Consider the following 22,934-nt stretch of genomic DNA (forward strand, 5'->3'; position numbering starts at 1 on the left):
CGTCGGGACACGTCCTGGAGGCCCCGTGACGCAACCGTTGTGCGGCTCTGACCTGCGCGTTGGTGACCGTGTGCTGCCGGCGAGCACTTGTCGACAGGTCGGCGGCCACCGAGCGTGGGACCGCCCCGCCGGGCCCGCGGTCACCCCGGGACGCGCCCCGGCGCGCCCGGCGTGTCGGACCCGTCCCGGAACCGGCCGGTCCGGTTGCCGGCGTCAACGAGCCTGCCCAGACTCGATCGGTGACCGAGCCGTCCCCCACCGGGGCCACCGCAGCGTCCACCGCCCCGTCCCCGGCTCCGTCCACCGCGACGGCCCCGGCCGGCACCGGCGAGCCCGGGACGAAGCTGCGCCGCGCGGTCACCGGCCCGCTGCTCTACCTGTTCATCCTCGGCGACGTCCTCGGGGCCGGCGTCTACGCGCTCGTCGGCGCGGTGGCCGCGGAGGTGGGCGGCGCCATCTGGGTGCCGCTGCTCGTGGCGCTGCTGCTGGCGCTGCTCACCGCCGCCTCCTACGCCGAGCTGGTCACCAAGTACCCGCGGGCGGGCGGGTCGGCGGTCTTCGCCGAGCGCGCCTTCCGCTCCCCCGTCGTGGCGTTCCTCGTCGGCTTCTGCATGCTCGCCGCCGGTGTCACCAGCGCCGCAGGGCTCGCGCTGGCCTTCGCCGGCGACTACCTCGGCGTCTTCCTCGACGTGCCCGCCGCCCCGGCCGCGCTGGTGTTCCTGCTCGCCGTGGCACTGCTCAACGCCCGCGGCATCCAGGAGTCGCTGCGCGCCAACCTGGTGATGACGCTGGTGGAGACCTCCGGGCTGGTGCTCGTCGTCGTCCTCGGCGCGGTGGTGCTGTTCGGCGGCGACGGCGAGCCGGCCCGGGCGCTGGAGTTCCCGCCCGGGGTGTCCGCGGCGACGGCGGTGCTCTCGGCGGCGCTGCTGGCCTACTACTCCTTCGTCGGCTTCGAGACGTCGGCCAACCTCGCCGAGGAGGTCCGCGACGTCCGGCGGGTCTACCCCCGGGCCCTGTTCGGTGCGCTGCTCACCGCCGGCCTGGTCTACGTGCTGGTCGGCATCGCCGCCGCCGTGGTGCTGCCGCCGGAGGAGCTGGCCGGGTCCACCGGGCCGCTGCTGGAGGTGGTCCGCGCCGCCGACGCCGGCATCCCCGACCGGCTGTTCAGCCTGGTCGCACTGGTCGCCGTCGCCAACGGCGCGCTGCTCACCCTGATCATGGCCAGCCGCATGGCCTACGGGCTGGCCGAGCAGCGGCTGCTGCCCGCCGTCCTCGGCCGGGTGCTCCCGCGGCGGCGGACGCCGTGGGTGGCGATCGCGGTCACCACCGCCGTCGCGATGGGGCTCAGCCTCGCCGGCGACCTCGCCACGCTGGCCAGCACCGTGGTGCTCCTGCTGCTGTTCGTCTTCCTGAGCACCAACACCGCGGTGCTGGTGCTGCGGCGCGACCGGGTCGAGGCGCCGCACTTCCGGACGCCGCTGGTGCTGCCGGTTCTCGGCATCGCCTCCTGCCTGCTGCTGCTGTGGCAGCAGGAGGCCCGCACCTGGGCCTTCGCCGGGGTGCTGCTGGCCGTCGGGCTGCTGCTCTACGCGGTGACGGCGCTGCCGCGGCGGCGCGCCGAGGCGCGCGAGGGGACGGCGGTCAGCCGACCCGGCGCCTGATCGCCGCCGCGAGCCGGTCGGCGGCGCCGCCGTCGGTGGTGAGGAAGAGGCTGGGCTCGGTGAGCTCGACCTCGATCACCTGCGGGTCGCCGTCCTCGCCGGGGACCAGGTCGACGCGGGCGTAGAGCGGCGTGCGCCCGGTCCGCTCGGCCACCCAGGCCAGCACCCGGTCGCCGATCGCCCGCTGAGCCGCCGTCGCGGTGCGGGAGGTGATCTCCTCCTCGGCGTAGAGCCCCTCGCCGAGCGGCCCGCCGGCCAGCAGCGCGCCCTTGCCGAAGGCGTGGCCGTACGCGCCGTCGACGTACACCAGGCCGGTCTCCCCCTCGGCGTCGAGCCGGTCGAGGTAGGGCTGCACCATCACCGCGCGACCGCCGGCGAGGATCCCCTCCGCGGCGGCACGCGCCTGCTCTCGCTCGGCCGGGGAGAAGCGGGCGGTGTCGCGGGCACCGGCCGACACCACCGGCTTGACCACGACGTCGCCGGGCCAGCGCTCCAGCGCGGCGGCCACGTCGCCCGGGACCTCGGCCCAGGCGGTGGGGACGACGGGCACCCCGGCGGCGGCCAGCTCGCGCAGGTAGCGCTTGTCGGTGTTCCAGGTGAGGACGTCGGCGGGGTTGGCCAGCCGGGTCACGGCCTCGACGCGGCGCGCCCAGGCGAGGAACTCCTCGCGCCGCGGCGCGTAGTCCCAGGTGGAGCGGACGACGACGGCGGCCGCGGCGCCCCAGTCGACGCCGTCGTCGGCCCAGTCGGCGGGAGCGGCGGACAGCCCCACGGCGGCCAGGGCGGCGAGCAGCAGCGGCTCGTCCTCGTCCTTCCCGGTGGCGGCGGCACAGCTGGCGAGGAGGACGTCGGGCACGGGCTCGATCCTGCCCGACGGGGTCTGCTGGGATGACCGGGTGGCTGCTCCCCGACCGCGACCCCTGGTGATCGACACCGACCCCGGCATCGACGACGCCCTGGCGATCCTGCTCGCCCTGGCCAGTCCCGAGGTCGACCTGCGCCTGGTGACGACGACGCACGGCAACGTCGAGCTGGCGCAGACCACCGACAACGCGCTGCGGGTGCTGCACCTGGCCGGCCGCTCCGACGTCCCGGTCGCCGCCGGCGCCGCCGAGTCGCTGGTGTACCCCCAGCCGGAGCGGGCCGGGCACGTGCACGGGCAGACCGGCCTCGGCGGGGCGCAGCTGGCGCCGTCGCCGGCCGCCGTCGACCCGCGGCCGGCCGTCGTCGCGCTCGCCGAGCTGCTGCTGGCCAGCGAGGAGCCGGTGACCGTGGCCGCCATCGGGCCGTGGACGAACATCGCGCTGCTGCTGGCCACCTACCCGCAGGCCGCGGCGCGGATCGACCGGCTGGTCCTCATGGGCGGCTCGGCCGCGCGCGGCGGCAACGTCACCGCGGCCGCCGAGTTCAACGTGTGGGCCGACCCGGAGGCCGCGGCGCGGGTCCTCGGCTCGGCGGTGCCCACCGTGCTCGTCGGGCTCGACGTCACGGTGCCCACGGTGCTCGACGAAGACGGCATCGCCCGCTTCGCCGCGGCCGGGCCGGTGGGGGCGACGGCGGCGGCGATCCTGCAGCAGTACGTCGACCACGCGCGCAGCTCGTACGGCACCACCGGCGTCGTCGTCCACGACGCGCTGGCGCTCACCGAGGCCATCGTGCCGGGGACGCTGGGCACCGTCCGCCGCGACGTCGTCGTGGACACCACCCGGGGCGCCGGCCGCGGGCAGACGCTGGTCGACCGCCGCGCGGTGTCGGACTCCCCCACCGCCGTCGACGTCGCCGAGACCGTCGACAGCGCCGCCGCCGTGGAGTTCCTCGTCGGCCGGCTGGCCGGCCTCGCCGCACGGACGCGCTGAGCCCGGCGGTCAGGCGGGCGGCGTGCCCTGGGTGGAGGCGACGATGCCCGCGGCGATGTCGCGCAGCTTGCGGTTGTAGCGCTGCGAGGCCGCGCGCAGCATGTCGAAGGCGCCCTCGGCGTCGACCCCCCGCTGGGCCATGAGGACGCCCTTGGCCTGCTCGATGACCGCTCGCGACTGCATCGCCAGCTCCATGTTGCGGGCGTGGTCGCCGAGCGTGGCGTGCGCGTCGGCGTTGGCGACGGCGACCGCCACGGCCTCGGCCACCTCGCGGGCCGCCTCGGCGGCGTCGGCGGAGACGAAGGCGTCGACCCGGGTCGCGTAGAGGTTCAGGGCGCCGATCGAGGTGCCCTGGTAGGGCAGCGGCGTGGACAGCGAGCTGAGGACGCCGACGTCGACCACCCGGGCGGTGTAGTCCGGCCAGCGCGTCTCGGTGCGCATGTCGTCGATGCGCAGCTGCACGCCGCCGCGGCCGGCGTCGAGGCAGGGGCCGTGCCCGCGCTCGTACTGCATCTCGTCGGCCGCCAGCGCCATGTCGCCGTGGTGCGCCGCGGTGAGCGGGGTGTCGCCGCGGACGAGGGTGATCGACGCCGCGTCCACGCCGGGCACCTGCTCGGCCGCCAGCCGGGTCACCTCACCGAGGACGTCGGACAGCTCCCGGTTGACCAGCTGCAGCCTGCTCAGTGCCCGCCAGAGGTCCTCCACGGGCGCCATCCTGCCCGGCGCGGGGGCCCGCCGGGGAGTCCGCGGCCCGGGGCCGGGGTCTCGCCGCAGCCCTGGCCGGGGTCCCCCCGCCGGGGGCCGCCGCTGCAGCCGTCGGCGGTTTCGGTCAGGATGGACGCCGGTGAGGCGCCGGGAGACGGGACACGAGGGGTGACGATGGCCCAGGAGGCGTGGCCGCTGGTGCCGGTGCCCTCGGTGGCGGGTGACGTCTGGCACTGGCAGCTGGAGGCCATGCACGTGGTCTCCCGCGTCCGCGCCGACCTGCGGGCCCGCATCGCGCACCCGTCGGTGAGCTCGTCGTCGACCGAGGACGCCCGCGACGGCCTGCTGCTGGTCTTCGAGGAGCTGGCCTCCAACGCGCTGCGCCACGGCGGCGGCGACGTGCGCGCCCTCGTCGTCGCCAGCCCCTCCGGCTGGCTGCTCGACCTCAGCGACGAGGCGCCCGACCGCCCGCCGGTGCCGGCCGTCGACCGTGACCCCTCCCTCGGCGGGATGGGGCTGCACCTGGTGGCGCAGCTGTCGGTCGACTACGGCTGGGAGCGCCGCCCCGGCCGCAAGCACGTCTGGGCGCGGCTGCCCTCGGGCCTGGCCCCGCTCGAGGGCATCGGCGACCGGGTCCCCGAGCCGCGCAGCCCGGAGATCCCGCGCGACTGACCGCCGCTCAGGCGGAGTCGGCCACCGCCGCGTCGCGGTGTTCGGCGCGGGCGCAGTGGGCGCAGCAGTAGAACTGCCCCTCGACGACGACGCCGTGGCCGATCACCTTCACCCCGCAGTGCTCGCAGATCGGGGCCATGCGGTGGATGGCGCACTCGAAGCTGTCGAAGGTGTGCCGGACGCCCTGCGCCACCACCTCGAAGCTCATGTCGTAGTCGTTGCCGCAGACCTCGCAGACCGCCATGGGGCTGTCGTTCCCCGGCGGGCCACCGCGGACACCGCCGTCCGGCGCCGGGCGTGTCAGCCGCTGCGGCGGGCGGTCCAGGAGGACACGAAGTCGCGCAGGCTCCGGGTGGGCCGCAGCCACGCGCCGTCGGGCGGGAGGGCGTCGAGGCGGACGCGGTCCAGCGGCGCGGAGAAGGCGCCGGGCACGTCCTCGATGTCGATGAACTCCAGCAGGTCCGAGCCGATGGCGTACCCGGCGACCTCGCTGAAGGCGACGACGACGACCTGGGTGCCGGCGCGCGCGAGCTCCTCCAGCGGCTCGGCGAAGTTGCGCCCGTCGCCGGAGAAGACGACCAGGCGGCGCAGCCGGTGGCTGTGCCGGCGGACGTCGATGTGGTCGAGCATCGCCTGGTCGATGTCGTCGTCGGGCTGGGCCTTGGGCCGGGCGAACACCGCGTAGCCGAACCCGCGCAGCGCCTCGACCCAGCGCTGCAGCGACCCGACGACGGGCGGGATGTTGGCGAAGACGCAGGCCTCGACCTCGGGCGCGTCCGGGGCGGCCGGGTCGCCGGCGCCGTCGACGAACCACGCGGCGATCGCGTCGAAGCGCGGCCGGGAGGCGGCGGTGGGCCGGGCGCCGATGACCGTGGACAGGGTCATGTCGATGTTCGGCGCGTCCCAGATGAGCAGGTCCAGCGCCGGGCGTCCGCGGCCCTGCTCGTCGTCGGGCAGGGCGGACACCGCCGCGACGGGGTCCTCGGCCACGCTGGTCTCGGTCACGGGGGCAGTCTGCCCGGCCGCCTCCGGCACGCGGACGGGCGGCCCGGCCGGTGCAGTCGCCCGGCGGACGGCGCGACGGCGCACCGGGCCGGTCAGCCCAGCCGGCCGGCGAGGGCCATCGCGCAGGAGTCGCCGCCGCCGTCGCGCACCCGGTACGCCCAGCGCTCGACGTCGGCGGCCGCCATCGGGCGGGCCAGCAGGTAGCCCTGGGCGGAGTCGCAGCCGGCCTCGCGGACCATCCGTAGGTGCTCCGCGGTCTCCACGCCCTCGGCGACCGAGCGGATGCCCAGGGTGTGCGCCAGCTCGACGATGGCGCCGAGCACCGCGCCGGTGCCACCGGAGGCCAGGCGCTCGGCGGCGGCGATGAGCGAGCGGTCGATCTTCAGCGTCCCGATGGGCAGGGCCATGAGCTGGGCCAGCGAGGACCAGCCGGTGCCGAAGTCGTCGATGGCGACCCGGACGCCGAAACCGCGCAGCACGGCGAGCTGGTCCTCGGCGCGGGTCGGGTCCTCGGCGACGGAGGTCTCGGTGAGCTCGAGCATCAGCTGCTCGGGGTCCAGGCCGGAGTCCTTGAGCGCGGTGCGGACGTCGCGGACGAGGGTCTCGGCGGAGAAGTGCCGCGCGCTGATGTTGACCGCCATGCGCAGGGCCAGGCCCTGCCGCGCCCAGTCAGCGGCCTGGCGGGTCGTCTCGCGCAGCAGCCAGCGGGTGATGGGGATGAGCTGCCCGGTCTCCTCGGCGACGGAGAGGAAGGCGTCGGGGGCGAGCAGCCCGCGCTCGGGGTGCTGCCAGCGCAGCAGCGCCTCGACGCCCTCGACCTCACCGGTGTCGAGCCGCACGACGGGCTGGTAGTGGACGACGAACTGGTCCATGGCGCCGTCGCGCAGCCGCGTGGCGACGTCCATCCGCCAGCGGGCGGCGTCGCGCAGGTCGGGGGAGAACAGCCGCACCCGGTCGCGGCCGGCCGCCTTGGCGGCGTAGCCGGCGGCGTCGGCGTCGCTGAGCAGGTGGTGGGCGCGCCGCTGGCCGGGCTGGGCGACGGCCACGCCGATGCTCGCCGACACCGGCACGCTCAGCCCGGCGGCGCTGAACGGCCGGGTGAAGGAGCGCTGCAGGCGGAAGGCGAGCGCGGCCGCCTCGGGGGTGTCGCAGGACCGGGCCAGGACGACGAACTGGTCACCGCCCAGCCGGGCGACGGCGTCGTCGGGACGGACCTGGCCGACCAGCCGGCCGCCCACCTGGCGCAGCAGCTCGTCGCCCACCTCGTGGCCGAGCGAGTCGTTGACCGTCTTGAAGCCGTCGAGGTCGAGGAACAGCAGCGCGGTGCGGGAGGACTCGTCGGCCAGCGCCTCCTCGATGAGCTCGAGGACGCGGGCGCGGTTGGGCAGGCCGGTGAGGTCGTCGTGGGAGGCCTGCCAGGCCAGCCGCCGCTCGCCGCGGGCACGCTCGGTGACGTCGGTGTGGGTGACGACGACCTGCCCGGTCTCGTCCACGCGCGCGGCCTGCAGCCGCCACCAGGTGGTGTCCTCGCCGAGGTCGTGGGAGTAGTCGTGGGCGAACGTGCGCGGGACGACGTCGGCCGGCCCGGTGCGCAGCAGCCGGAGCCCGTCGTCGATGCGATCGGCGTCGGCCCGGGAGAGGCCCTGCCGGATCCGGCTCACGTAGTCGTCGCCGACGTCGGCCGGCTCCCAGCCGTGCGCGCGCACCCGGGGGGCGTTGCCCGCCCAGACCCGGTTGACCATGAGGATCCGGCCGTCGCGGTCGAGCAGGACCGTCGGGGAGGGCAGCGCGTCGAGGACGCCGGCCATCTGCTCCAGCCGGCGCGCCTGTGCGGCCTGCTGGCGATACCGGGTGTCGACGTCGCGGAGGAAGACCACGGCCCCACCGTGGGCGTCCGGGGAGACGCGCACCTCGAACCACCGGTCGTGCGGCTCGTAGAGGTACTCGAAGGCCCGCGGCCGGCCCTCGCCGACGGCGGCGTGCACGTGCGCCTGCAGCTCCGAGCCGAGGACGTCGGGGACGCAGTCGCGCACCGGGCGGCCCAGCAGGCGTCCCGGCGGTCGCTGCAGCAGCTCGGCGAGGGCGGCGTTCACCCAGGTGAAGCGCCACTCGGCGTCCAGGCGGCAGACGGCGTCGGGGACACTGGCGAGCAGGTCCGGGGGTGCGATGGTGACTGCACGGTCGGATTGCTGCACGCGCTCTCTCTCCCCCTGCCGCACTCCGGGTCCCGCCCAGCGGGCCGCCTCCGGGAACGGACCGGGACGGGATGGGAAGTCGGTCCGTGCGCGACGCCTGTCCGAGAGTAGTGGAGTGACGCGGGGTCGGGCACAGGACGGCCCCAGCCGTCTCTCCCGTTCCGTCACACCGGGGCGACGACGGACCGCTCGACCAGGCGGGACACCGGCACGCCGGCCGGGAGGGTGCCCAGCACCGTGCCCCAGTCGCCGCCCAGGCGGGTGGCGCAGAAGGCGTCGGCGACCTCCGGCGGGCTGTACCGCAGCAGCAGCGAGGCCTGCAGGCAGAGGGCGAGCAGCCCCGCGACGCGGCGGGCGCGCAGCGGCAGGGCGTCGGGGTCGCCGAGCTCGGCGGCGAGCCGCTTCACGGCGTCGTCGAAGCGCGGGTCGGCGCCGCGGGCGAGCTCGAGCTCGGCGGTGACCGCGGCGAGGGACTCCCCCGACCGGCCCAGCGCCCGCAGGACGTCGAGGGCGATGACGTTGCCCGAGCCCTCCCAGATGCTGTTGAGCGGTGCCTGCCGGTACAGCCGTGGCAGGCCGGACTCCTCGACGTAGCCGTTGCCGCCGAGGACCTCCATCGCCTCCCCGACGACGGCCGGGGTCCGCTTGCAGACGAGGAACTTGGCCGCGGCGCCGGCCAGCCGGAGGAACGCCGTCTCGCCGCCGTCGACCGCGGCGGCCAGCCGGATCGCAAGCGCCGTCGCGGCCTCGCTCTCGACGGCGAGGTCGGCGAGCACGTTCTGCATGAGCGGCTGGTCGGCGAGCAGGGCACCGAAGGCCCGGCGGTGGCGGGCGTGGTGCAGTGCCTGGGTGAGGGCGGCGCGGACGGTGGCCGCCGAGCCGACGACGCAGTCGAGGCGGGTGGCGTTGACCATCTCGATGATCGTCGGGACACCGCGGCCGGGGTCGCCGACCGGCCAGGCGGTGGTGCCGTCGAACTCGACCTCGCTGGAGGCGTTGGCGCGGTCGCCCAGCTTGTCCTTGAGCCGCTGCAGGCGGAAGACGTTGCGGCTGCCGTCGGGGAGCACCCGCGGGACGAGGAAGCAGGACAGGCCCTCGGGCAGCTGGGCGAGGACGAGGAAGAGGTCGCTCATCGGGGCGCTGGTGAACCACTTGTGACCGGTGAGCGCGTACGTCCCGTCGGCGGCCGGCACCGCGCGGGTGGTGTTGGTGCGGACGTCGGAGCCGCCCTGCTTCTCGGTCATGCCCATGCCGGCGACGAGGCCGGGCTTGGCGGCGGGGTCGGTGAGCCCGGGGGCGTAGCCGGTGCCGGTCAGGCCGGGCTCGTAGCGGTCCGCCAGCGCGGGTGCGGCGCGCAGCGCGGGGACGGCGGCATAGGTCATCGTCACGGGGCAGCCGTGACCGGCCTCGACCTGCGTCCAGGCGAGGTAGCCGACGGCGCGGCGGACGTGGGCGTGCCGGTCGCCGGCGCCGGCCGCGGCCCAGGGGGTGCCGGCGAGGCCGTGCGCGAACGCCGTGCGCATCAGCTCGTGCCAGGCGGGGTGGAACTCGACCTCGTCGACCCGGTGGCCGTAGCGGTCGTGGGTGCGCAGGACGGGCCGGTTCTCGTCGGCCAGCCGGCCCCACTCGCGCGCCTGCTCGCCCCCGGCCACCCGCCCGAGGTCGGCCAGCGAGGCGAGGGTGGCCTGGTCCGCGTGCCGGACGCAGGCCTCGGCCAGCACCGCGTCCCCGGCGATCGGGTCGTACCCGGCCAGTGGCGGGACCTGGTTGGTGACCTCGTGCGTGGCGCTCACGGCCGGCACCGTACGGCCTGCCCCGCCGCCCGGTCCTCACCCGCCGTGCGCCTGCGGCCGGCCACGCACGCCGGCCCGCCGTTCCACGTGGAACGGCGGGAGGGCAGGGTCCCGTGCGGGTCGAGGTGGTGTCAGGCGGCGGTGGGCACGGCTGGTGTCGGGGCGAGGGGTGCCGGGGTGCTGATCTGCGACCCGTCGGGTCTGTAGGTGCGCCATCGGCCGTCGGGTTGGCGTGCGACGCGGAAGCCGTGGTGGACCTGGGTGTGGTGCCGCTCGCACAGCAGCGCGCTGTTGTCCAGGCTGGTCTCGCCGCCGTCGATCCAGTGCACCAGGTGGTGCACGTCGGCCCAGTGGCTCGGCGCATCACAGCCGGTGAACACGCAGCCGCCGTCGCGCAGCTCCACCGCCCGGCGCAGCTGCCGGCTGACCAGCCGCTGACTCCTGCCGAGGTCCAGCGGGACCCCGTCGGGGCCGAACACCACCCGGCTGATTGCGCCGTCACACGCCAGCCAGCGAGCCCGGGCGGCGGAGATCACCGCACCGAACCCCATCGTGGCCGCGCCCGCGCCGGTCGCCGGGTCGGCCAAGTCGTCGAGATCCACCCGCACGGCCACGTGCGGCTTCACCGTCCGCAGGACGGGGAGGTCCCCCGACGCGAGCGAGTTGTCGGCCAGCTGCACCAGCGCATCCCCCTGCCGCTGCGACCGCGTGCGCTCGTCCCCGGCGGGGCGGTCGGCCTGCACGTGCGCCTCCAGCGCCGCCTGCAGCTTCTCCCCACCCACGGCGTCCAGGTGCCCGCGGAACGACAGGCTGCCGTCGGCGTGCTTCGACAGCGTGAGCGACCGGCCCTCGGTGGGGTCGGGCTCCGGGCCGTCGGGGTCGAGCGCGTCGCAATAGCGCTTCACGACCAGCACGAGGTCGGCGTGCTCGCCGTCGCTCGCGACCTGGGTCAGCGCCGCGTCGATCACATCGAGGTCCACCCCCTGCGCGGCCGCCGCCGCCCGCCGGCGCGGGGTGACCACCCGGGCGGCCTCGGCGACCTGCTCGGCGCTCACCCAGCCGGCCTCGTGCGCCTCGGCGAGCACGGGCAGGTGCTCCAGTGCCCGCCCGGCGGTCACCAGCCGGGCGGCCGCGGCGTCGGTGAGTCGGCAGTGCCCTCGCAGCCACGAGGCCATGGACTTCAGCCCGTCGCGCTCCGGGGCCTGGGCCAGCTCCGCCGCCCGCACCCGCCGGGCCAGGGCGGCGTCGATCCGGTTGCGCTCGGCCACCAGCGCGGCGACGTCGTCCAGCACGTCGTCACCCACCTGCCACTCACCCGAACACATGTACGAAGGATACCGGAACGGAGACCGTCCCGCCACCCGTATCCGCAGGTCAGAGGCTCGTCCACAGATCCGGGCGGCGTCTTGACACGGCCCACGAGGAGCCGGACAGCGTCAGTCGAGCGGACGCACCAGCCGGCTGATCGCCAGCTGCGCGAGAGGCACGTAGCCGACCACGACGGGCAGTGGACCGGAGACGCGCAAGCCCGTGGTGCTGCCGCCGTCGGGCCCCTGCGAGACCCAGTGCAGCAGGTGCAGGCGCACCGGACCGGCCGTCACCGTCCACGACCACCGCCGCGCGGCCTCGTCCACCGACTCGACGACGAACGGCAGCGTCACCCCGACCGGCCCGCGCACCCGCCCGGTCACGCCGGCCGCCAGCCGGGCGACCGGCACCTGGACGCCGGTGATCTGCGGCGCCCAGGTCGGCCACCGCGCGGGCTCGGCGTAGCGCTCCCACACCTCGGCCGGCGGCAGTGGCCCGGTGGCGTGCAGCGTCACGGTGGTCACGAGGAGGTGCTGCCCGCGACCGGCCCGCCGCACGCACCCGGCACGAGCCTCACGCCGGCGGGCCACCCAGCAGCAGGTGCCGCAGCAGGTGCAGCGCGAGCACGACCGACCGCTCGCGCACCGCCGTCCGCGAGCCCGGCAGCCGCACCGACCGCGCCTCGGTCCCCGACGGCCCGACGACGCACAGGTGCACGGTGCCCACGGGCTTCTCCAGCGTCCCACCGCCCGGGCCGGCGATGCCGGTGATGCCGACGCCGACGTCGGCACCGAACCGCGCCCGCGCCCCCTCCGCCAGCGCCTGCGCCACCTGTGGGCTCACGGCGCCGAACTCGGCCAGCATCTCCCCCGGCACGCCCACCAGGTGCTCCTTCGCCGAGTTGGCGTAGGAGGTGATGCCGCCGAGCACCCAGGCCGAGGACCCCGCCCGCTCGATCAGCCGCGCGACCAGCAGGCCGCCGGTGCACGACTCGGCGGTGGCGATGGTGAGTCCCTGGTCGCGCAGCGCGTCGGCGACGAGGTCGTCGAGCGTGGGGCCGGTCGAGAACAGCGTCGCCGCGTACTCCTCGGCCAGCACCGCGCCCAGCCGGTCGTAGGCCGGCTGCGCCCCGGGCGCGAACCGGGTCACGATCTCCAGCTCGCCCTCGCGCAGGCACGTGGTGATCTCCAGGCCGGCCAGCTCGGCCTCGTGCTCGCGCAGCGTGGCCGCGAGCTGGGCCTCCAGGGTCCCCCACAGCCGCACGGTCTCCTGCCGCACCTCACCGGCCCCGGCCAGCGCCGTCCGCACCGGCCCGACGGCCAGGGCGGCCGGCCACATGCCCTGCAGCTCCGACGGCGGACCGGGCAGCACGACGACGACGGGCCCGCCGCGCCCGTCGGCCGGTGGGACGACGAACCCGGGCGCGGTGCCGACCGGTTCCAGCACCGCCGCGCCGGCGGGGACCATCGCCTGCTTGCGGACGCCGGCCGCGGTCGCCTCGGGGTCGGCCCGCCAGCCGCGGCGGGCCATGAGCCGCTCGACGATCGCCCCGACCCGCTGCTCGAGCTCGGCGTCGACGGCGACGGGGCGCCCCTGGAACTCGCCGACGACGGCGGCGGTCAGGTCGTCGGCGGTGGGGCCGAGCCCGCCGGTGGTGACCACCAGGTCGACGCCGGCGGAGGCGAAGTAGGTCAGCGCGCCGCGCATGTCGTCCGGCCGGTCCCCGACCACCAGCACGGCCCCGACGTCGACGCCGGCCTGCCGCAGCTCCTCGGCCAGCCACGGGCCGTTGCGGTCGGAGACCCGGCCGGTCAGGACCTCGGTGCCGGTGACGACGATGCCCGCGCGCGTGCCCACCCGCCCGACCCTAGGAGGACCCCCTCGCCCCCGCCGCTCGCAGCCGGTCCCCGCACGGCGGCCCGCCGGCGAGTGGGCAGTCGTCGCTGCCCGTCACGGCGCGTCGGCCCGTGTCGGCGACCGCAGGTGCTCACCCGGGTCGCGAGAACACAGCGGCGGCGGGGACCAGGGGGCGGGGACCAGGGGCCCGACACCGGACCCGCCGACCCGCCTCCGGGGTCCCGCCGCCCGCCCCGGATAGCGTGCCGGGGAGGGCCCGACCCGGTCCACCGCCGACCGCTTGGAGGAACGACCGTGACCGCCTCGCCGCCACCGGCCGGCCCGCGCACGCAGGAGATCGCCGTCCCGCCGGCGGGTTCGGCTCCCGCCGACCCCGCCGCGCACGGCGCCACCGCCGTCGGCACCGCGCCCGAGCACCCGCCGCACGCGGCCCCGGCCCCGCTGCCGCCGCCGGCCTACCCGCACACCGCTCCGCAGCCCGTCCACGCGGAGGCGGCGACCGCCGTGGTGCCGCCGGCCGGGACCGGAGCCACCGCACCTCCGCAGCCCACCGGCCCGCTGGACTCCTTCTTCGGCACCCCGCCCCCTCCCCCGCCGCCCGCCGCGCCGGCCGAGGCCCCCGCGGCGCCGGCCGCCGAGGCACCTCCCCGGCGCACGGCCCGCGCTCCCCGCACCCCCCGCGACCGGGCGGTGCTGATCACCACGGGGCTCGGCGTCGTGGGCCTGGTGCTGCTCGAGCTCGGGCTGGCGCTGCGCCTGGGCGGCCAGGTCCTGTGGTCGGACCTGCCGCTGTGGTCGGCGTTCGCCACGCTCGCCGCCCTGAGCGGCGTCGTCGGCCTGGCCGCGAGCCTGCTGTCCGGCGGGCGGCTGCGCCCGGCCGTGGCCGAGCGGCTCGCGGTCGGCGGGCTCGCCGGCCTCGCGGTGTTCTGGGTGCTCATCGCCCTGCCGCGGGTCGACTCCGACCGCGGCTTCCTGCTCACCGCGGCCCTGGGAGCGCTGGCGGTGGCCGTGTGGCTGGCGCCGGCCCGCCGCCGGGGCTGAGCAGCCGCAGCCCGGTCCGCCGACCACGACCGACGGCGGGGTCAGCCGTCGCGTCCGCGGCCGTTGCCCCCGCCGTTGCCGTTCCCGTTCCCGTTGCCGTTGCCGTTGCCCCCGGCGTTGCCGTTGCCCTGACCGGCACCGTTGCCCGGGCCGGCGTCCGCACCGGCGTCGGGGTCGTCCTCCTCGTCGACCTCGTCGGGAGCGGGGACGGCCGGAGCGACCGGCGCCGGGACGACGACCTCGGGGACGGCGGCCTCGGGGGCGGCCGGCGCCGAGGTGGCCGGCGCGGGCGAGACGACGCCGGAGCCCGCGTCGCCGGCCGGGTACCCGCCGCCGTCCCGCGTCGGCCAGTTCCGGGACCAGGGCACCTCGTCCTCCGCCGGTGCCGGCTCCCCGGTCCGGGCCGAGGAGGACGGCGCCGCGGGGGGCGGTGCGACCGCGACGGTCAGCGTGACCAGGTCGCCGAGGGCCAGCCGCCCGACCGGCGTCACCGCGAGCACCGTCCCCGCCGTCGCGCCGGCGCTCTGCTCGGTCACCCGGGTCACCCGCAGGCCGGCGGCCACCAGCTGGTCCTCGACCTCGTCGGCGCCGCGCCCCACCACCTCGGCGCGGCGGACGTCGACGCCCGCGGGGGCGGCGTCGGCGACGGCGGCCGGGGGCGTTCCCGACCCGGTGCCGGCCAGCTGCAGCACCCCCACCCCCAGGACGGCGCCGGCAGCGAGCGTGCCGGCCGCCGCCAGCGCCCGGGCGACGTACCGCCGGCGCGGCGGCCGCCCGGCCGGAGGCGGGGCGGGGAGCAGCAGCGGCGCGGTCACCGGTGGCGGCGCCGGCGGCAGCGGGCTGCCCGAGCGGACCGCGTCGACGACGGCGAGCAGCGCCGCACCGTCGGCGGGACGGCCGGCGGGGTCCTTGACCAGCATCCGCGCCACCAGCTCGCGCACCGGCGCGGGGACGCCGTCCGGCAGCGGCGCGGGCTCCTCGCGGATCTGCATCAGGGCGATCTGGACGGGGTTCTCGCCGTCGAAGGCGCGCCGCCCGGTCAGGCACTCCCACGCCACCATGCCGAGCGCGTAGACGTCGCTGGCCGGGCCGGCCTTGCCGCCGGCGGCCTGCTCGGGCGAGAGGTAGTGCGCGGTGCCGACCACCTGGCCGGTGCGGGTCAGCGGCATGCTGCCGGCCGACCACGCGATGCCGAAGTCGGTGATCCGGACGACGCCGTCGCGGCCGACGAGGAGGTTGCCCGGCTTGACGTCGCGGTGCACCACCCCGGCGGCGTGGGCGGCGGCCAGGCCCGCGGCCGTCTGGCCGACCAGGTCCAGCACGCGGTCCGGCGGCAGCGGCCCCTCGCGGGCGAGCAGGGCCGACAGCGGCTCGCCGTCGACCAGCTCCATGACCAGGTGGGCGCAGACCACGCCGTCCCCGTCGACCTGCTCGCCGTAGTCGAACAGCGCGGCGATGTTGCGGTGCGTGAGGCGGCCGGCGAGCTGGGCCTCGGTGCGGAAGCGGGTGCGCACGGTGTCGTCGCCGCTGTACTCCGCGCGCAGCAGCTTGACCGCGACCGGGCGGTCGAGCAGCGTGTCCCGCCCCCGCCAGACCTGCCCCATCCCGCCGGTGGCGATGAGGCCCTCGAGCGCGTAGCGGCCCCCGATCACCCGCACCCCGCTCCCGCTCACCGCCGCTCCCTCGATCAGGCCTGCGGGGATCCTGCCCCAGCCGGCGAGGTGCCGCTCGCCGTGGAGGACCCGCCGGGCTCGGAACTCGAGCCGCCGGGCGACGACGTCGTGGCCGGGTCGCTCGGCGGCGTCCGGGTCGTGGTCGTGGTCGGGGCCGTCGTCGGCGTCCGGGTGGTGGGCGCCCCCGGGGTCAGCGACCCGGCCGCGGTGGTCGGCGACGTCGTCCCCCCGGCCGGGCCGCCCGGTGTCGTCGTCGCCGTCGCCGGAGCGGTGGGCGGGGTCGGCGACCCGGTCGCCTCCGGCGAGGGGGCGGGGGTCCCGTCGGTGGTGCCGGTCGGCTGCGCGACGGGCTGCTCCACCTGGCCGGGGACGGCGGCGCCGGACACCGGCGACCAGTCGCCCCGGTCGGTGTCGCCGTCCCACCACCCGGAGTCGCTCGGCGGCGCCACGGCGTAGGTCACGACGACGTCGTCGCCGGGCCCCAGGACGACGCCGCTGGGGGAGACCGCGGTGACGACGCCCGGGACGGTGCGGTCGGTGACCTGCTCGCGGCGCTCGACGGTGAGCCCGAGCGCGGACAGCTGGGTGGCGACGTCCTCGACCGGCCGGCCGACGAAGTCGTCCTCCCGGACCAGCACGCCCTGCTCGTCCTCCTCCTGCGTCTGCGCGGCGGCGACGGTCGGCGGGGTGCGGTCGGTCAGCGCGGAGAACACCGCCGCGGCCAGCCCCGCGCCGAGCAGGAGGGCCAGCAGCGGCACCAGGACGGCGGCGGCCCGGCGGCGGGGCCGCGACGGCGGGCTGCGGCGCGGCCGGGCGGCCGGGGCGCCGGGCGGCGGGTGCGCGACCTCGGTGGCCGGCCCCGCGTCGACGGCTGACGGCCCGGGGACCGTCGGCACGGGGGGTGCCGGGTCCGGCAGCCGGCCGGCGCGGGCGTCCTCGACCGCGGCGGCGAACGCCGCGCCGTCGGGCATCCGCGCCGCCGGGTCCTTCGACAGGGCGCGGCCGATGAGCGTGCGGACCCCGCCGGGCAGGTCGTCGGGCAGCGGCTCGGGGTGGGACCGCAGCTGCTTGAGCGCGATGGTGACCGCGTTGTCGCCGTCGAAGGCCGGGTGCCCGGCGAGGCACTCGTAGCCGACCAGGCCGAGGGCGTAGACGTCGCTGGCGGGGGTGGCCAGGTGCCCCTCGGCCTGCTCGGGCGAGAGGTACTGCGGCGTGCCGATGACCTGGCCGGTGCGGGTCAGCGGCACGCTGCCGGCCGACCAGGCGATGCCGAAGTCGGTGATCTTCACGCTGCCGTCGGGCCGGACCAGGATGTTGCCGGGCTTCACGTCGCGGTGGACCAGCCCCGCCCGGTGGGCCTCGGCGAGGGCGGCGGCGGTCTGCCCGAGGACCGACAGCGTGGTGGCGGTGTCGAGCCGGCCCTCCTGGCGCAGCAGCGACGACAGCGGCTGCCCCTCGACCAGCTCCATGACCAGGTAGGCCAGCTGCTCGCCGGTGTCGCCGGCCTCGGTCTCGCCGTAGTCGTAGACCGCGGCGATGTTGGGGTGGCTCAGCGCCGCCGCGTGCTGCGCCTCGGCGCGGAAGCGGGCCAGGAACGTCGGGTCGCCGGTGTACTCGCTGCGCAGCACCTTGACCGCGACCGGGCGGTGCAGCAGCAGGTCGGTGGCCCGCCACACCTGACCCATGCCACCGGCGGCGATGAGCGCGACGAGCTCGTAGCGGTCACCGACCATCCGGCGACCCGGTTCCACCACGGGAGCTCTCCCATCCCTGCCGGCCCTGCTGCCGACGCCGTCCACCCGGGGACGTCGCACCCTCCACCGGAGTGCCCGCACCCTCCGGGACCACACATGTTCCCAGGAGCACCACCCGTCCGGGGAGTCTCCTGCGTCACGGCTGCGCATCGACATGCCGACGCGCCGACGACACCCCGGTGACCGGCTGGAACCGGCCCCGGTGCAGGGCCCGCACCGAGCGCGCGAGGGGTGGGGTGCAGCGGGGTCCTCCCTCAGCCGCTGAGGAGTGCCCGCCCCCACCAGTCGCCGGCGTCGCGCACGCCCGGCGGGCAGGCGAAGACCGCCGAGGAGGTGTGCCGGACGTACTCGTTCATCGCGTCGTGCCGCAGGTTGCGCTGCACCTGCACGAACCCGGTCTCCGGGTCGCGCTGGAAGGCGATGAAGAACAACCCGGCGTCGAGCCGGCCGAGGCCGTCGGAGCCGTCGACGAAGCTGTAGCCGCGCCGCAGGATCGCCGTCCCGGCGTTGGCCGGGTGGGCGAGGAAGACGTGGCTGGTCTCCGGGATCGCGGGCCGGCCGTCGACCTGCGCCGCGAGGTCGACCGGGTCGAACTCCGCCCGCTGCCCCAGCGGCGCGCCGGTGCCCTTGGTGCGGCCGATGGTGCGCTCCTGCTCGTCGAGCGTGGCGCTGTCCCACGGCTCGACGAGCATCCGGATCCGCCGCGTGACCAGGTAGGACCCCCCGCGCAGCCAGTCGACGTCGCCGTCCCCGACCCACACGAACCGGTCGAGCGCGCCGGGGTTCTCGGCCTTGAGGTTGTCGGTGCCGTCCTTGAAGCCGAACAGGTTGCGCGGGGTGGCCTGCCCGGTGCTGGTCGACGACGTCCGGCCGAAGCCCAGCTGCGACCAGCGCGCGCTCACCGCCCCGGCGCCGAGGCGGACCAGGTTGCGCACCGCGTGGACGGCGACCTGCGGGTCGTTGGCGCAGGCCTGGACGCACAGGTCGCCGCCGCTGGTCGCCGGGTCGAGCTGGTCGCCGGGGAAGGACGGCAGCTCGACCAGCGGCGCCGGGCGGCGGGCGGCCAGGCCGAAGCGGTCGACGCCGTCGGCGGTGGTGAAGAGAGTGGGCCCGAAGCCGACGGTCAGGGTCAGCCCGGACGCCGGCAGGCCGACCGCCTCGCCGGTGTCGTCCGGGGGCGCGTACCGGTCGCCGTCGACCGCGCCGACCTCGCCGGCGTCCTGCCCGGCGGTCATCCGGCGGGCGGCGGCGGTCCAGTCCCGCAGCAGCGCGACGAGGTCCTCGCGGCTGTCGGTGGTGACGTCGAGGGCGACGAAGTGCAGCCGGTCCTGGGCGGGCGTGACGATGCCGGCCTGGTGCTCGCCGTGGAAGGGCACCGCGTCGTCGGCGGTGACCGCCGCGGGGGCGTCGTCGGCGGTGGCCCGGCCGATGACCCCGCCGGCCGTGCCCGCGGCGAGGACACCGGCGGTGCCGGCGCCGAGGGCGCCGAGCAGGCGGCGGCGGGACAGGCCCGCCCGGTCGGAGGTCGGCCCGGTCATCGTCCGGCGACGACCGCCGCGACCCTGCCGACCGACTCCGACAGCGCGGTGACGGCGTCGGACAGGCCGCGCAGCTGCTCCTCGGTCAGCTGGTCGTGCGGGGTCCAGCCGCCGTCGGTGCGGTACTGCTCCAGCTCGGCCCGGGTGGCGGCGAACCGCTCGTCGATCTCCGCCACCAGGTCGGGGTCGGCCTCCTCGAGGTGGGGGCGCAGCGCCTGGACGGCGGCCTCGGAGCCCTCGAGGTTGGCGGCGAGGTCCCACAGGTCGGTGTGCGAGTACCGCTCCTCCTCCCCGGTGATCTTGCCGGTGGCGATCTCGTCGAGGAGGGCCTTGGCGCCGTTGGCCAGCTGCAGCGGCTCCAGCGTCGTCGCGTTCGCCCGGTCGACGACCTGCCGCACGTCGGACAGCAGCCGGTCGGCGTAGGGCGCCATGCCCTCGGTGGTGCCGCCGACCCACAGCGCCTGCTCGATGCGGTGGAACCCGGTGAAGTCCTCGCCCTCGGCCTGGTCGCCCTCGCGGCCGTCGATGACCGGGTCGAGGTCGCCGAAGCTCTCGGCCACCGGCTCGATCCGCTCCCAGGGGGTGCGGGCCACCGGGTAAAGGGCCTGGGCGCCCTCGACGTCGCCGGCCTGCACCGCGGCCACGAAGGCGGTGGTCTGCTCCAGCAGCACGCCGGTCTGGTCCTGCACGTACCGCTGGTAGTCGGCGCCGGCCTGCGCGAGCGCCGCGTCCTCCGCCGGCTGCGCCGCCCCGCCGGTCACGGTGCGCTCGCTGGAACTGCCGTCGGCGGCCGAGCAGGCGGCGGTGGTTAGCGCGGCCAGCAGGCCGGCGGTGAGCAGGGGGAGGCGGCGGTCGCGCGCGGACATGCGGGGAGGTCTCCGACGGCTGGGGAGGGGTCCGGGCCGGACCGGCGCCGGAGGGGTGACTGAGGCAAGGCACACCTTACTGACCGGCTGCGGCCGGCCCGGGTCCCCCGGCACGGCGGCGCTCGGCGGCGGTCCGGGCGCGTGGCAGGGTGGCGGCATGTCCGAGACGACGGTGACCCCGACCACGGTGACCCGCGAGGACGCCGGCGGCGTCGCGACGATCACCCTCCGGCGACCGGGACTGACCCGCGTGGGGCGCCGGGAGCTGCTCGCGGTGGTCCGGGACGTCGCCGCCGACGCGTCGGTGCGCGCGGTGCTGCTCACCGGCACCGGCCGGGCGTTCTGCGTCGGCCAGGACCTCGCCGAGCACGTCGAGTCGCTGCGCGGGGACGCCGCGACGTCGCTGTCGGTGGTGGAGGAGGAGTACAACCCGCTGCTGCTGGAACTGGCCGCGCTGCGGGTGCCCGTCGTCGTCGGGATCAACGGGGCGTGTGCCGGGGCGGGCCTGGGCATCGCCATGGCCGGCGACCTGCGGGTGGCCGCGGCCGGCGCCAAGTTCACCACCGCGTTCACCGGCATCGGGCTGTCCAGCGACTCGGGGCTGGCCTCCCGCCTGGTGCACAGCGTCGGCGTCGGCCGGGCCACCGAGCTGCTGCTCCTGCCCGACCCGTTCCCCGCGGAGGACGCGCTGCGGTGGGGGCTGGTGCACCGCGTGGTCGTGCCCGAGCAGGTCGCGGACGAGGCGCGGGCGCTGGCGCAGCGGCTGGCCGGCGGCCCGACGGCGGCCTACCGCGCGCTGAAGACGGTGCTGGCCACCGCGGCCACCGACCCGCTGGCGGACACGCTGGCCCTCGAGGCGCGGCTGCAGACCGAGCTGGGGCGCACCGCCGACCACGCCGAGGCGGTCGAGGCGTTCCTCGCCAAGCGGCCGCCGCGCTTCACCGGCCGGTGACGGAGCACGGGCCGGTGCCGCGGGCCGGCACACCGCGGGACGCCGGGGAGCAGCCGCTGCCCGCGCGGCCGCTGCCGGACGGGCGCGCGGGGCGGCGGCCGCCGCCCCGGCCGGCCACGGCGAGCTCCGTGGCCCTGCCGCTGGCCCCGCCGGAGGCGCGGCGCCCGGTCGGCGTGCGGCTGGCGGCCGTGCTGTGGTGGGCCGGCAGCCTGGCGGCGGCCGTCGGGCTCGGGGCGATGCTGCTCGACCGGGCGGCGCTCGACGCGCGGCTGACGGCCACCGCCACCGCCGAGGACCCCACGGCCTCCGCCGAGCTGGTCGCCGACGGGGTGCGCACGCTGGTCGCCGGCGTGGTCGGCGGGGTGGGCCTGCTCGTCCTGGTGTCGCTGGTCTGGGTGGCGCTGGTGCTGCGGCGCCGGTCGTGGGCGCGGTGGGCGCTGCTGCTGACCCTGCTACCGCTGCTGCTCGCCCTCGACGTCGCGCAGAGCGTGGCGGCCGGGGACGCCGACCTCGACCGGGTTGCCCTCCTCACGGCGGCCGGCCTGTTCGTCGTCGCCGTCGTCCCGCTGTTCCTGCGCCCGGCCCGGGCCTGGTACCGCGCCCGCTGACCAGCCGTCCAGCGCGGCGAGCAGGGCCTCGCAGGAGCGGACGACGACGTCGGCGGCGTCGGCCGTCGCGCGGTCGGCCAGCGGGTCGGCCGCGGCCGCGCGCCAGCGCCCCAGCGCGGCCACCGCCGCCGTCCGCAGCGCCGCCGGGGGTGTGTCCGCCGGCAGGCCGAGCCGGGCGGCGGGGCCGGTGCCCTCGCCGCCGAGCAGCCGCCGCCCCTCCGCCTCCGCCCCGGCGGGCAGCGGCGAGCCCGGCCCCCGGGAGCGGGTCAGCAGCTCCAGCTCGTCGAGCTCGGGGAGGGCCAGCCGGATGCGCTCGAGCTCCGCGCCGAGCACGGCAGAGCGCGGTCCCGGGTGCGCGGCCAGCACGGTGCCGAGCAGCCGCAGCGCGGCCCCGGCGCGCACCAGCGCCCCGCGCTCGGTGACCTGGACCCGGACCAGCCGCTGCAGCTCGACCAGCCCGCTGCGGCGCAGCAGCTCCTCGGCGAGCGCGGCGGCGTCGGGGACCCCGGCCCGCACCAGCGTGACCGACAGCCGGGTCCCGTAGAGGCCCAGCCGGTCGAGCAGGCCCTCACGGACCTCCCGGGACGGCGCTCCGGGCACGTCGGCGCGGACGAACCGGTCGGCGGTGAGCAGCATCCCGGCGACCTGGGCGGGGTCGACGCCGGCCAGCGCCCGCAGCGCGGTGAAGTCGCCCTGCCGCAGCGTGCGGCCGGCCAGCGCGAGCAGCCCGGTCACCGGCACCACCGCGGAGCCGACCGCCTGCAGCGCCGGGTCGCCGGACAGCCGCCGGGCCACCGACGCGGCCGCCTCCAGGGCGTCGAGCCGCCCGGCCCCGACCTCGTCGGCCCGGGACAGCACGGTGATCGTGGCGGCCCGCCCGCCGGTGGCCTCCTGGAAGGCCGAGAGGACGGCGAGGTCGGCCGGCTGGGGCTGCCGGGTGAGGAAGACGACGGCGTCGGCGCCCGACAGGCCCTCGTCGGCGGCGAGGAAGGCGGAGGTGCGCGCGCTGGTGTCCGCCGACAGCGAGGCGGTGCCGGGGGTGTCGACGACGGTGGCGGGGAGCAGGTCGGCGGAGGGCCAGTCGACCTCGAGCGAGGCGACCTCCTCCGGCGGGGTGCCGCCGAGGTCCAGCTGCAGCCCGCCCCCGGCCCGGCGCACCGGCAGGTGCCGGGACCCCCCGTCGGTGCCGTGCAGCACGACCCGCGGGGTGGCGCCGTGGCGGTAGAGGGTCACCACCCGGGTGCACTCGCCGGCGTCGGTGGGCGCGACGCGGGCGCCCACCAGCGCGTTGAGCAGGGTCGACTTGCCCGACTTGACCCGGCCGACCAGCGCCAGGCGCAGCGGCTCGTCCAGCCGCCGCCGGGCCTCGGCCAGCCGCGCGGCGACCTCGGGGAGGTCGCGGTGGGCCTCGACGGCGTCGTCGAGGAGGGCGCGCAGCGCGTCGGTCACC

The 22,934-nt window shown here is 77.3% G+C and carries 19 protein-coding genes; 5 read left to right on the plus strand and 14 right to left on the minus strand.

Annotated elements, in window-relative coordinates:
* Nucleotides 1-239: 239 nt before the first annotated feature.
* On the plus strand, nucleotides 240-1,661 hold the full coding sequence (locus ACI780_RS18370) for an APC family permease (RefSeq protein WP_457004793.1): 1,422 nt from the start codon (nucleotides 240-242) through the stop codon (nucleotides 1,659-1,661).
* Here the strand turns inward: ACI780_RS18370 and ACI780_RS18375 are convergent.
* Nucleotides 1,642-2,517, minus strand: a complete 876-nt coding sequence (locus ACI780_RS18375) for an ATP-grasp domain-containing protein (protein WP_457004795.1) — start codon at nucleotides 2,515-2,517, stop codon at nucleotides 1,642-1,644. The genes ACI780_RS18370 and ACI780_RS18375 overlap by 20 nt on opposite strands.
* A gap of 40 nt (nucleotides 2,518-2,557) precedes the next feature.
* Between ACI780_RS18375 and ACI780_RS18380 the strand changes: the two genes are divergently transcribed.
* The gene (locus tag ACI780_RS18380; RefSeq protein ID WP_456872098.1) at nucleotides 2,558-3,517 is read left to right on the plus strand and encodes a nucleoside hydrolase; all 960 of its coding nucleotides are present in this window, start codon (nucleotides 2,558-2,560) and stop codon (nucleotides 3,515-3,517) included.
* A 9-nt stretch (nucleotides 3,518-3,526) separates the two neighbouring features.
* Here the strand turns inward: ACI780_RS18380 and ACI780_RS18385 are convergent, their stop codons facing one another.
* Nucleotides 3,527-4,222 (minus strand): GAF and ANTAR domain-containing protein, encoded by a 696-nt coding sequence (locus ACI780_RS18385; RefSeq protein ID WP_457004797.1) that lies wholly within the window; start codon nucleotides 4,220-4,222, stop codon nucleotides 3,527-3,529.
* 174 nt (nucleotides 4,223-4,396) lie between these two features.
* Here ACI780_RS18385 and ACI780_RS18390 point away from each other — a divergent pair, with 174 nt between their 5' ends.
* Nucleotides 4,397-4,894, plus strand: a complete 498-nt coding sequence (locus ACI780_RS18390; RefSeq protein ID WP_456872120.1) for an ATP-binding protein — start codon at nucleotides 4,397-4,399, stop codon at nucleotides 4,892-4,894.
* A 7-nt stretch (nucleotides 4,895-4,901) separates the two neighbouring features.
* On the opposite strand, the gene ACI780_RS18395 is transcribed toward ACI780_RS18390, so the two are convergent.
* The 7 genes from ACI780_RS18395 to ACI780_RS18425 form a co-directional block, all read right to left on the minus strand.
* On the minus strand, nucleotides 4,902-5,138 hold the full coding sequence (locus tag ACI780_RS18395) for a hypothetical protein (RefSeq protein WP_457004799.1): 237 nt from the start codon (nucleotides 5,136-5,138) through the stop codon (nucleotides 4,902-4,904).
* A 56-nt stretch (nucleotides 5,139-5,194) separates the two neighbouring features.
* On the minus strand, nucleotides 5,195-5,899 hold the full coding sequence (locus tag ACI780_RS18400) for an NYN domain-containing protein (RefSeq protein WP_456872096.1): 705 nt from the start codon (nucleotides 5,897-5,899) through the stop codon (nucleotides 5,195-5,197).
* Between the two features lie 92 nt (nucleotides 5,900-5,991).
* Nucleotides 5,992-8,094, minus strand: a complete 2,103-nt coding sequence (locus ACI780_RS18405) for a putative bifunctional diguanylate cyclase/phosphodiesterase (RefSeq protein ID WP_456872095.1) — start codon at nucleotides 8,092-8,094, stop codon at nucleotides 5,992-5,994.
* A 164-nt stretch (nucleotides 8,095-8,258) separates the two neighbouring features.
* The gene (locus ACI780_RS18410) at nucleotides 8,259-9,887 is read right to left on the minus strand and encodes an acyl-CoA dehydrogenase family protein (RefSeq protein ID WP_456872094.1); all 1,629 of its coding nucleotides are present in this window, start codon (nucleotides 9,885-9,887) and stop codon (nucleotides 8,259-8,261) included.
* Nucleotides 9,888-10,018: 131 nt separating this feature from the next.
* A complete protein-coding gene (locus ACI780_RS18415; RefSeq protein ID WP_457004802.1) occupies nucleotides 10,019-11,212 on the minus strand; it encodes a DUF222 domain-containing protein in 1,194 nt (397 codons plus the stop codon).
* Nucleotides 11,213-11,323: 111 nt separating this feature from the next.
* Nucleotides 11,324-11,719, minus strand: coding sequence for an SRPBCC family protein (locus ACI780_RS18420; RefSeq protein ID WP_457004804.1), 396 nt, complete (start codon nucleotides 11,717-11,719; stop codon nucleotides 11,324-11,326).
* A 49-nt stretch (nucleotides 11,720-11,768) separates the two neighbouring features.
* Complete coding sequence (locus ACI780_RS18425; RefSeq protein WP_457004806.1) at nucleotides 11,769-13,052, minus strand: competence/damage-inducible protein A; 1,284 nt, start codon at nucleotides 13,050-13,052, stop codon at nucleotides 11,769-11,771.
* A gap of 294 nt (nucleotides 13,053-13,346) precedes the next feature.
* On the opposite strand from ACI780_RS18425, the gene ACI780_RS18430 reads away from it, so the two are divergent.
* Complete coding sequence (locus ACI780_RS18430; RefSeq protein WP_457004808.1) at nucleotides 13,347-14,093, plus strand: hypothetical protein; 747 nt, start codon at nucleotides 13,347-13,349, stop codon at nucleotides 14,091-14,093.
* Between the two features lie 41 nt (nucleotides 14,094-14,134).
* On the opposite strand, the gene ACI780_RS18435 is transcribed toward ACI780_RS18430, so the two are convergent.
* The 4 genes from ACI780_RS18435 to efeO form a co-directional block, all read right to left on the minus strand.
* The gene (locus ACI780_RS18435) at nucleotides 14,135-15,766 is read right to left on the minus strand and encodes a serine/threonine protein kinase (protein ID WP_457004810.1); all 1,632 of its coding nucleotides are present in this window, start codon (nucleotides 15,764-15,766) and stop codon (nucleotides 14,135-14,137) included.
* 14 nt (nucleotides 15,767-15,780) lie between these two features.
* A complete protein-coding gene (locus ACI780_RS18440) occupies nucleotides 15,781-17,520 on the minus strand; it encodes a serine/threonine protein kinase (RefSeq protein ID WP_457004812.1) in 1,740 nt (579 codons plus the stop codon).
* 254 nt (nucleotides 17,521-17,774) lie between these two features.
* Nucleotides 17,775-19,058 (minus strand): iron uptake transporter deferrochelatase/peroxidase subunit, encoded by a 1,284-nt coding sequence (efeB, locus tag ACI780_RS18445; protein WP_457004814.1) that lies wholly within the window; start codon nucleotides 19,056-19,058, stop codon nucleotides 17,775-17,777.
* Complete coding sequence (efeO, locus tag ACI780_RS18450; RefSeq protein WP_457004816.1) at nucleotides 19,055-19,924, minus strand: iron uptake system protein EfeO; 870 nt, start codon at nucleotides 19,922-19,924, stop codon at nucleotides 19,055-19,057. Before efeO ends, efeB begins: the two co-directional genes overlap by 4 nt.
* A 157-nt stretch (nucleotides 19,925-20,081) precedes the next feature.
* Between efeO and ACI780_RS18455 the strand changes: the two genes are divergently transcribed.
* Nucleotides 20,082-20,876, plus strand: a complete 795-nt coding sequence (locus ACI780_RS18455; protein ID WP_457004818.1) for an enoyl-CoA hydratase-related protein — start codon at nucleotides 20,082-20,084, stop codon at nucleotides 20,874-20,876.
* 452 nt (nucleotides 20,877-21,328) lie between these two features.
* Here the strand turns inward: ACI780_RS18455 and ACI780_RS18460 are convergent, their stop codons facing one another.
* Nucleotides 21,329-22,933 (minus strand): dynamin family protein, encoded by a 1,605-nt coding sequence (locus ACI780_RS18460; RefSeq protein WP_457004820.1) that lies wholly within the window; start codon nucleotides 22,931-22,933, stop codon nucleotides 21,329-21,331.
* Between the last annotated feature and the right edge of the window lies 1 nt (nucleotide 22,934).

The organism is Geodermatophilus sp. SYSU D00814, assembly GCF_054050055.1.

Coding starts and splice junctions, on each gene's coding strand:
- ACI780_RS18390 (WP_456872120.1), top strand. CDS start 4,397: ATGGCCCAGGAGGCGTGGCCGCTGGTGCCGGTGCCCTCGGTGGCGGGT.
- ACI780_RS18395 (WP_457004799.1), bottom strand. CDS start 5,138: ATGGCGGTCTGCGAGGTCTGCGGCAACGACTACGACATGAGCTTCGAG.
- ACI780_RS18415 (WP_457004802.1), bottom strand. CDS start 11,212: ATGTGTTCGGGTGAGTGGCAGGTGGGTGACGACGTGCTGGACGACGTC.
- efeB (WP_457004814.1), bottom strand. CDS start 19,058: ATGACCGGGCCGACCTCCGACCGGGCGGGCCTGTCCCGCCGCCGCCTG.
- efeO (WP_457004816.1), bottom strand. CDS start 19,924: ATGTCCGCGCGCGACCGCCGCCTCCCCCTGCTCACCGCCGGCCTGCTG.
- ACI780_RS18455 (WP_457004818.1), top strand. CDS start 20,082: ATGTCCGAGACGACGGTGACCCCGACCACGGTGACCCGCGAGGACGCC.